Raw genomic sequence first — 7484 nt, 5'->3', positions numbered from 1 at the left:
CGAAGAAACTAAAGTTGTATTAAAAGAAGATTCGGTCGATAAGGACATCGCTGTAAAAGTTAACTAAAACTGTCAAGCTTTTTTAGGATGTGACAAACTGCTCATTCCTTTGCCTATAATCCTAAAGAGAAAATTGGGCAATGCTTTCAAAAACGGCTTTTCTGTTGATTCAAGTGTTGAGAATATAGGATGATTCTTACTTATTGGAGTAAATTGATTTTGTAAGAATTAGGAGTTTTTTTGAGACTTGGTGTAAAGCTGAATTATTTGAGAATTAGTGTTTTATGAATTGATTGAGGAGGGCAATTGCTTTGTTTATTTCAATTATTTACTTTTATGAAAAAACTTAAACATTCATATATTTACGAGTAAGCCGTAAGCGTATGAAATAGCAAAAGAAATTAACAAACTATTTAGACAATGCAGTTAAACGATATTTTAGGTCTTGGAAAAGTTTTACCTATTGACAAACTAATTGACATAGTTTCAAATTCTGTTGGAAAAATTTCAAAATCTTATTTTGATAAAAAAGATATTGATACAAGAGCGTACGAAATTGAAAAGCTTGCTGAAGCACGAGCAAAAGAAATGAAAATAATGGCAACAGCTGTCAAAGAGAATTTTCAAATTACAGGTGGAATAGATTATAAAGATGAGAAAATAGCCATTACTTCTCCTAAAGAACTTCCAATCCAAATCCCTCAATCAATTTTAAATAATTCACCACTTGAGGAACGAACAGCAGACAGAATAAAATTTCAAGAAGCAAAAAAGCAATTAAATGTCGAAAATGTTACAGCATTTGCAGCAGAAGAACTAAAGAATGGAGAGCCTGTTACAGATGAGCCCTTAGACGAAGATTGGATAACCAGATTTTTTCGTATAGCTGAGGATATTTCAAATGAGGAAATGCAAGCTTTATGGGGTAAAATTTTAGCTGGTGAAATCAAACAACCCAAATCATATTCCCTTAGAACGCTCGAATTAATTCGTAATCTATCAAAAAGAGAAGCTGATACATTTATGAAAGTTGCAAACTTTGCAATTAAATCTGGCAATGCAAATTATATCTTCAAAGGAAATAATGATGATAAACTATCGAATGATTACAACGTAAATTATATGGACATTGCTCTTCTGACTGAAATAGGACTCATACAACCTGGTGACTTTGTAAACCATCAATTTATACAGCAAACATCAGATAGTCAAAGAATACTTATTGCTGGAAATATTGCAATTTTCGTAAATGTAAAAGCAAATACACCATCAATCAAGATGCCTGTCAATGTATTCAGTAGTTCTGGAAACGAACTTTTACAACTTATAAAGCCAACTCCACCCTTTGATTATTTGACTTATTATGCTAATTCAATTAAAAATGAAAATGTGGAAGTAAAATATGCTCATATTTTTGCTTGGGAGGGAAACTCAATTATGCACTCTCAGCCGTTACAAGAATTCAAATAAAAGTCCAAAATAAACATTATTTAAAATACTTCCCAAAGACCTTTATCCAAACACAAAAAACAAAAAATGAAACCTTTAATCAAAATCCTATTAATCCTGCTAATCTCTATCACAAACCTTAAAAGCATTGCTCAAAAGCAATTGGTATTCAAAGCTAAAGTGATTTATAAATCAAAGGATTTAGTCATTACTCAGATTGCTAAGAATGCTTTTGAACATACCTCTTTTTTACAAACCAATGATTTTGGTTATGTTCCTTGTAACGGGCTTGTTGTTAGAAATAGTAATGAAGTAATTATTTTCGATACGCCAACTAATGATAAAAGTTCAGGGTTGTTAATCAAATGGATTAAAGAAAAGCTTCATTGTAAAATCAACGCCATTATTCCGACACATTTCCATGATGATTGTCTGGGAGGATTAAAGGCATTTGATGAAAATGGTATTCCTTCTTATGCTTATTTCAAAACAATAGCATTGGCAAAAGAGAATAATTATGTTGTTCCTAAAAATAGTTTTAATGATTCCCTTATTTTAAAAGTGGGTAATCAACATATTATCGCAAAGTTTTTGGGAGAAGGACATACCAAAGATAATGTAATAGGATATTTCCCAAGCGAAAAAATCATGTTTGGCGGTTGCTTAATCAAAGAACTAGAAGCTGGCAAAGGTTATTTAGGCGATGCAAATATTGCAGAGTGGTCAAACACGGTTGAAAAAATTAAAAAGACATATCCAAATGTGAAAACAGTAGTTCCCGGACATGGAGATTATGGAAACATCGCTTTGTTGGATTATACTATTCAATTATTTAAACCCTAACAATAGCCCAAAACCTTATAAACACAATAGCCAATTACTTCATGGATAAGGTGATAACCCTCATAATATCCTGCTTCGCTTGGAATGATTAAACTATTAAAAGTAAATGTCCTTGCTTTAGATTTGAAGGCTGTACTAAAAGGTGTTACTGATAATCCAGCTTTTTCAAAACATCCTATCGAACGTCTTTGATGAAAGGCGGAGGTGAATAAAAGATATTTTTTACCTAATTGTGGATTCTTCTGGAGAATTTCTGCCGTATAAATAGCGTTTTCTCTGGTGTTTCGGGCTTTGGTTTCTAAGATTAAATCACTTTTCTTTACGCCCAATTCTTCTAACAATTGAGCAGTTTTTAGGTTTTCGTCAGATACATCATTTCTGATAACCGTCAAATCAGTATTGCCACCCGTTATTAATATCTTTTTGATTTTTCCTTGTTTATAAAGTCGAAGAGGCTGAATAAACCTATCAGCAGTTTTATCTACAAATATTTCTTGTGGTGTTCCTTCTTTATTACTAATCATTCCACCCGTTAAAATAATCCCAACATCATAAATTTCTGTAATACTCTCTGGCGAAGTAGGAGGGATTTCCCATAACAAAAAGCCTTCATTCACAATAAAGTCGTTTCCAAATAAAACAACCATGATGACACCAATTTTCAATAATTTGTTTTTGCGTTTGATGTTTTTAGTAAGCATTGCCCAAACCAATACCAGAAGCGTAATTGATAAAGGCATTAGCACATAAAAAAGTACTTTTGAAAGAAAGTAAAACATAAGTTAAAAAAGGATATGTTGATTGAGAGAAAAATAACGTTATTGCCTTTTAGAAAAGCATTTGAGATGAAATTATCTAAGTTTTGTTTACAAAACTACTAAATACTTTTTCTTAATGTTTTCCTAAAGTAATTTTGGCTAATATTGCATCGTTTGTCAACTTAAAAATAAAAACGCTTAATTTTTAAAATATTGAAACAACAATTAAACCCAATGAAAAGATTATCTCAAATTTTACTCCTACTATTTATTACAACCTTCTCTGAGCAGCTTTTAGCACAAAAAACTGAAGGTTTTTCTATCAAAGGAAAAGTAAAAGGTATTAAAGATACCACTGTTTTTTTAGCTCATTATTTTGGTTACAACCAACAAGTAATCAAAGATACCGCCGAAGTAGATGCCAATGGAAACTTTCATTTCAAAGGAATAAAGACTTTACCAGAAGGACTGTACTTGGTTTCTTTGCCAAAAGGCAAGTATTTTGATATGATTATCGGTAATCAAGAGTTTTCGTTTGAAACAGATACGATTAATTTGATTCGTAAAATGAAAATTGTTGGTTCAAAAGAAAATGAGGCTTTCTTTAAATTTCAACAAGAAATGTCCGACCGTTTTGATGAAATGAAAGCTTTGGAAGCGGAGGCAAAAAAAGGGAAAAACCCAGCAGTTGAAGCAAAAATCAAGAAAGTACAAGCGGCTACAAGTCAGTTTCAACAAGAATGGCTTAAAAATAATGCTACCTTATTTGCAGGCAAATTAATTAAATCTTCACAAGAACCAGAAATTCCTGCTTATCCAAAGCCAGTACTTACCAAGGCAGATACCGCAGCGATGTATCAATATCAATTTCAATATTATAAAGCTCATTTTTGGGATAATATTGATTTGAAAGATGATAGAATGATGCGCACGCCTTTCTTACAGAAAAAATTAGAACGTTATTTTGATGATTTAACCGTACAAACTTCTGATTCTATTTCAAAAGAAGCTGATTTTGTGTTGGCTAGAGCTACAGCGAGAGATGTAAGAAGATATGTGATTTATAAAATTTCTAGTCAGTACGAAACCCCAAAAATCTTAGGAACAGATGGTGCTTTTGTACACATGGCAGAAAAATATTATATCGGTGAACCTGTATTATGGGATACTTCTACCGTAAGAAGAATGAAAGAAAGAGTGGCAATTCTTAAACCACTTTTGATTGGTAAGCGATTCCCAGATATGTATTTGACGGATACTTTGGGAAAAGAAATTGAAATTCCAAGAATCCCAGCTGATTATACTGTAATGTTTATTTACGACCCAGAATGTAGTCACTGTCGTGAGTCGGCTCCTAAATTGAAACAGGCTTATCTAAGTTTAAAAGCTAAAAATGTAAAAGTTGTGGCGGCATCTATTGATAGAACACCTTTAAAATGGAAAGGCTTTATCAAGGAGTTTAAGTTAGAAGATATTATCAACGGAATAGATATTCACAAGAATCCGAAAACTGGAAAAGAAGAGTATTATACAGATTTTAAAAATACTTTTGATGTGTATGCCACGCCTGTAATTTATGTATTGGATAAAGACAAGAAAATCATAGCCAAACGCTTACCGATTGAACAAGTAGAAGACTTTATAGACTTTACTCGTAAGCAAAAGATGGCAAAGAATAAGTAAGAGTTAGTTGAGTGATGAATTGTGAGTGATGATTAATTCAATCAACAGAGGTGTCTCAAATGTTAAAATCATAAAAAAGCGGTCTAAATTAGTTTTTCGACCGCTTTTTTATGATTTTAACATTCGGGATGACTCATGTTTGTATTTTATTAAATCCGGAAATTATTCCGAAATTACTTCATGATTAAATTCCTTCACTAATCCTTTCAAATACTTTATCAATTCATCTAATTCCAAACTTACACCATTACTTGCATAAGCTTCATAATTTGCCATACCTAAAGCAAGTGTTTGTTCAGGAAGTAAATCAAGCATCAAACCAAAACATATTCCTGCATTAAAATTGTCTCTTTCGCCAGTGGATATTCTTTTATGAATAGTACGATTCCCTTTTACTTCATAAACATGGTTTTTTTGAACCAAAAAAGCATCTTGACTGGTGTGTACAAAAATCTGTTTGATATGATATTTTGATAATAAGTTTTGTGTTACCAAGGTTAAATCTGGCTCTTCGTGGTCGTTTGTTAGTTCAAAAATATATCTTGCTTCATCTTCATTCATGCTTAAACTTACTCTTCCATATTGAGCATATTTACTAATAAGTTCAAGCACTTCAATGATTTCCTCTTTAGTTCTTTTGCTAATGTTGGCGAGGTCGAAAAAGAAGTTTTTATGACGCATTCCAAAAACATCATCGTCGGGCTGTTGGAATTTATTTCTTGAAAAATATTTAGTCGAAGCATTTGCCTCTATGGGAGCAAGATTTACGACGATATTCTCTAAAAATCCTTTCCAAATATCGGTGGAATGCTTGATATTTGCCCAATTGACAAAGGCTAATAAAGAACTTTCATAAACCCAGCGACTAAGGTTGTCAATTCCTGCCAGTGCTGCTACATACGACCATGTGAGTTGTTCAAAAGTACTCTCCTCAGCAAATATTAATTTACCATCGTTGAATTCAAGAATGTTTATTTTAGCAGGAGAGGCGATAGAAATCAATTCACAGTTGCGATGAATTTCTTCAAAAACACTATTGACCACAGGATAACCCATTGTGGCAATACATACATTTTTGATGGATAGAGCACCTAAGGAATTGGCAAGAATAGGAGCATTGCCACTCATTCTTACTTCTAAAGGGCGAAGTTGTACTTTAGTATTTTTGCCAGAAAGTTCACTTAGTTGTGTGGCTACTTCACTAATTGTTTCAAAATAAACGGTTTGATTTTGTTCTTTCGTCTTAATGATTTTTTGAACTGTATCAATATAAGCATCAAAGCCAACAATAGCTTTTAAAGACTTTCCAGCGGATTGATGTTTCTCTAGGGCTTTGATTAAGTTTGGTAATGCTTTTTTCAAGGTTAATACGGTTGTGCTTTTATAAAGTTTTGAAAGAATCTAACAATACTACTCAAGTAAATTTATATAATTTTAAGAAATAATTGTTTAATAAAAGTATTTTTTATTCAGAGAAAACTATTGCCAAGTACCAAACTTTCCTTGTTGATAGTCCGTGTAAGCCTGATAAATTTCTTCTTGCGTATTCATCACAAAAGGACCTTGTGCTACCATTGGCTCATTAAATGGTACAGCATGACCAAATATTATTAAGGAGTCGCTCTCTGTTTTGATGTTGATACTTTCTGCATCATTTTGGAATTCAACTAATTGCCTAGCTTCAACATTTTTTCCGTTGACTGTCATTGCACCTCTGATGATATAAAAGAAAATATTTCTTTCTTTGACAACTTCAATTTTCAATTCAGCATTGGCTTTAAAGGCAATTGTACTTAAAAATACATCTGTTTTTGATTCAAAAGCACCAACGGTTTCTCCCCATTTTCCTGAAATTAGATTTACTTGGATGGTATCGCTCGCTAAACTAATGGTCGGAATTTCGTCTTGCTGTAAACCTAAATAGAATGGTTTGGTCATCTTTAATTTGGCGGGTAAGTTTAACCAAAGTTGAAGTATTTCTAAATCTCCCCCTTCTTTCTTAAATTGTTCAGAAGAAACTTCAGCATGAATTAAACCACTTCCAGCCGTCATCCATTGCACACCACCGCTATATATAATACTTTCATGTCCGCTAGAATCTTTGTGCATGATATCTCCGTCGATAATAAAAGTAACCGTTTCCATTCCTCTATGTGGATGCGGGCCGAAAGGCAAACCTCTATTATTGGCAGGATAATGCTGAAAACCATGATGATTCAAGAAAATGAAAGGATCGACTTGTGATAAATTTCGAGTAGGTAACGGAGAGTAAGTAATTAAATCGGCGATAGGTCGGTATTCGGCTTGATGGATTCTTTTGATTGCTCTCATTTGAAATTGTTTTGTTGATAATGTTGGATGCACAAATTAGATGAATATAAATAACATTGAGTGGATAAAACTCATCTGATTTCTTCTCAGAAATTATTTATCAAAGTGGCGTAATTTCTTAATAATTTTTTGACATCTTGGATAATAAAAGTTAAAATAATACAAATAATCATGCACTTAAAGTATTATGAATATTATGAAGGATTTGTCCAGACAATCTGTTGTTTATTATCAATATTACAATAAATAGCCAGTAAAGGTATTAAAATCAAGGGTTTTTACTTAGTTTTTTGCTGTTGATTTTATATTGTGCTAAGATTTTAGGTAGAAATTGTATCATAAGTAATGGCTTTTTGTTTTTAAGCTAAAAATATTTTCAGAATAATACGATTGAAAAAAATCAAAAATATTTGTCCTGAA

6 protein-coding genes are annotated in these 7484 nt (G+C 32.2%); 3 read left to right on the top strand and 3 right to left on the bottom strand.

Features of this window, described 5'->3' with window-relative positions; translation table 11 throughout:
• Positions 1–420 precede the first annotated feature (420 nt).
• Together HNP25_RS18185 and bla are read left to right on the top strand one after the other, a co-directional pair.
• A complete protein-coding gene (locus tag HNP25_RS18185) occupies positions 421–1470 on the top strand; it encodes a DUF2806 domain-containing protein (protein WP_184136536.1) in 1050 nt (349 codons plus the stop codon).
• Positions 1471–1536: 66 nt separating this feature from the next.
• Complete coding sequence (gene bla, locus HNP25_RS18180; RefSeq protein ID WP_184136534.1) at positions 1537–2292, top strand: subclass B1 metallo-beta-lactamase; 756 nt, start codon at positions 1537–1539, stop codon at positions 2290–2292.
• Here the strand turns inward: bla and HNP25_RS18175 are convergent.
• The gene (locus HNP25_RS18175) at positions 2289–3071 is read right to left on the bottom strand and encodes a YdcF family protein (protein ID WP_184136532.1); all 783 of its coding nucleotides are present in this window, start codon (positions 3069–3071) and stop codon (positions 2289–2291) included. The two genes, bla and HNP25_RS18175, sit on opposite strands and share 4 nt — an antisense overlap.
• A gap of 213 nt (positions 3072–3284) precedes the next feature.
• On the opposite strand from HNP25_RS18175, the gene HNP25_RS18170 reads away from it, so the two are divergent.
• On the top strand, positions 3285–4733 hold the full coding sequence (locus tag HNP25_RS18170) for a DUF4369 domain-containing protein (protein WP_184136530.1): 1449 nt from the start codon (positions 3285–3287) through the stop codon (positions 4731–4733).
• Between the two features lie 162 nt (positions 4734–4895).
• Here the strand turns inward: HNP25_RS18170 and HNP25_RS18165 are convergent, their stop codons facing one another.
• On the bottom strand, positions 4896–6095 hold the full coding sequence (locus HNP25_RS18165; RefSeq protein ID WP_184136529.1) for a carbohydrate kinase family protein: 1200 nt from the start codon (positions 6093–6095) through the stop codon (positions 4896–4898).
• A 117-nt stretch (positions 6096–6212) separates the two neighbouring features.
• Positions 6213–7064 carry a pirin family protein gene (locus HNP25_RS18160; protein ID WP_184136527.1) on the bottom strand — a complete coding sequence of 284 codons (852 nt, stop codon included), beginning with the start codon at positions 7062–7064 and terminating at the stop codon, positions 6213–6215.
• Positions 7065–7484 lie beyond the last annotated feature (420 nt).

It is taken from the genome of Arcicella rosea (genome assembly GCF_014204325.1).
Taxonomy (GTDB): domain Bacteria; phylum Bacteroidota; class Bacteroidia; order Cytophagales; family Spirosomataceae; genus Arcicella; species Arcicella rosea_A.
Note: the sequence above shows the minus strand (reverse complement) of the source record. Positions and strands in the feature narration are given on the sequence as shown.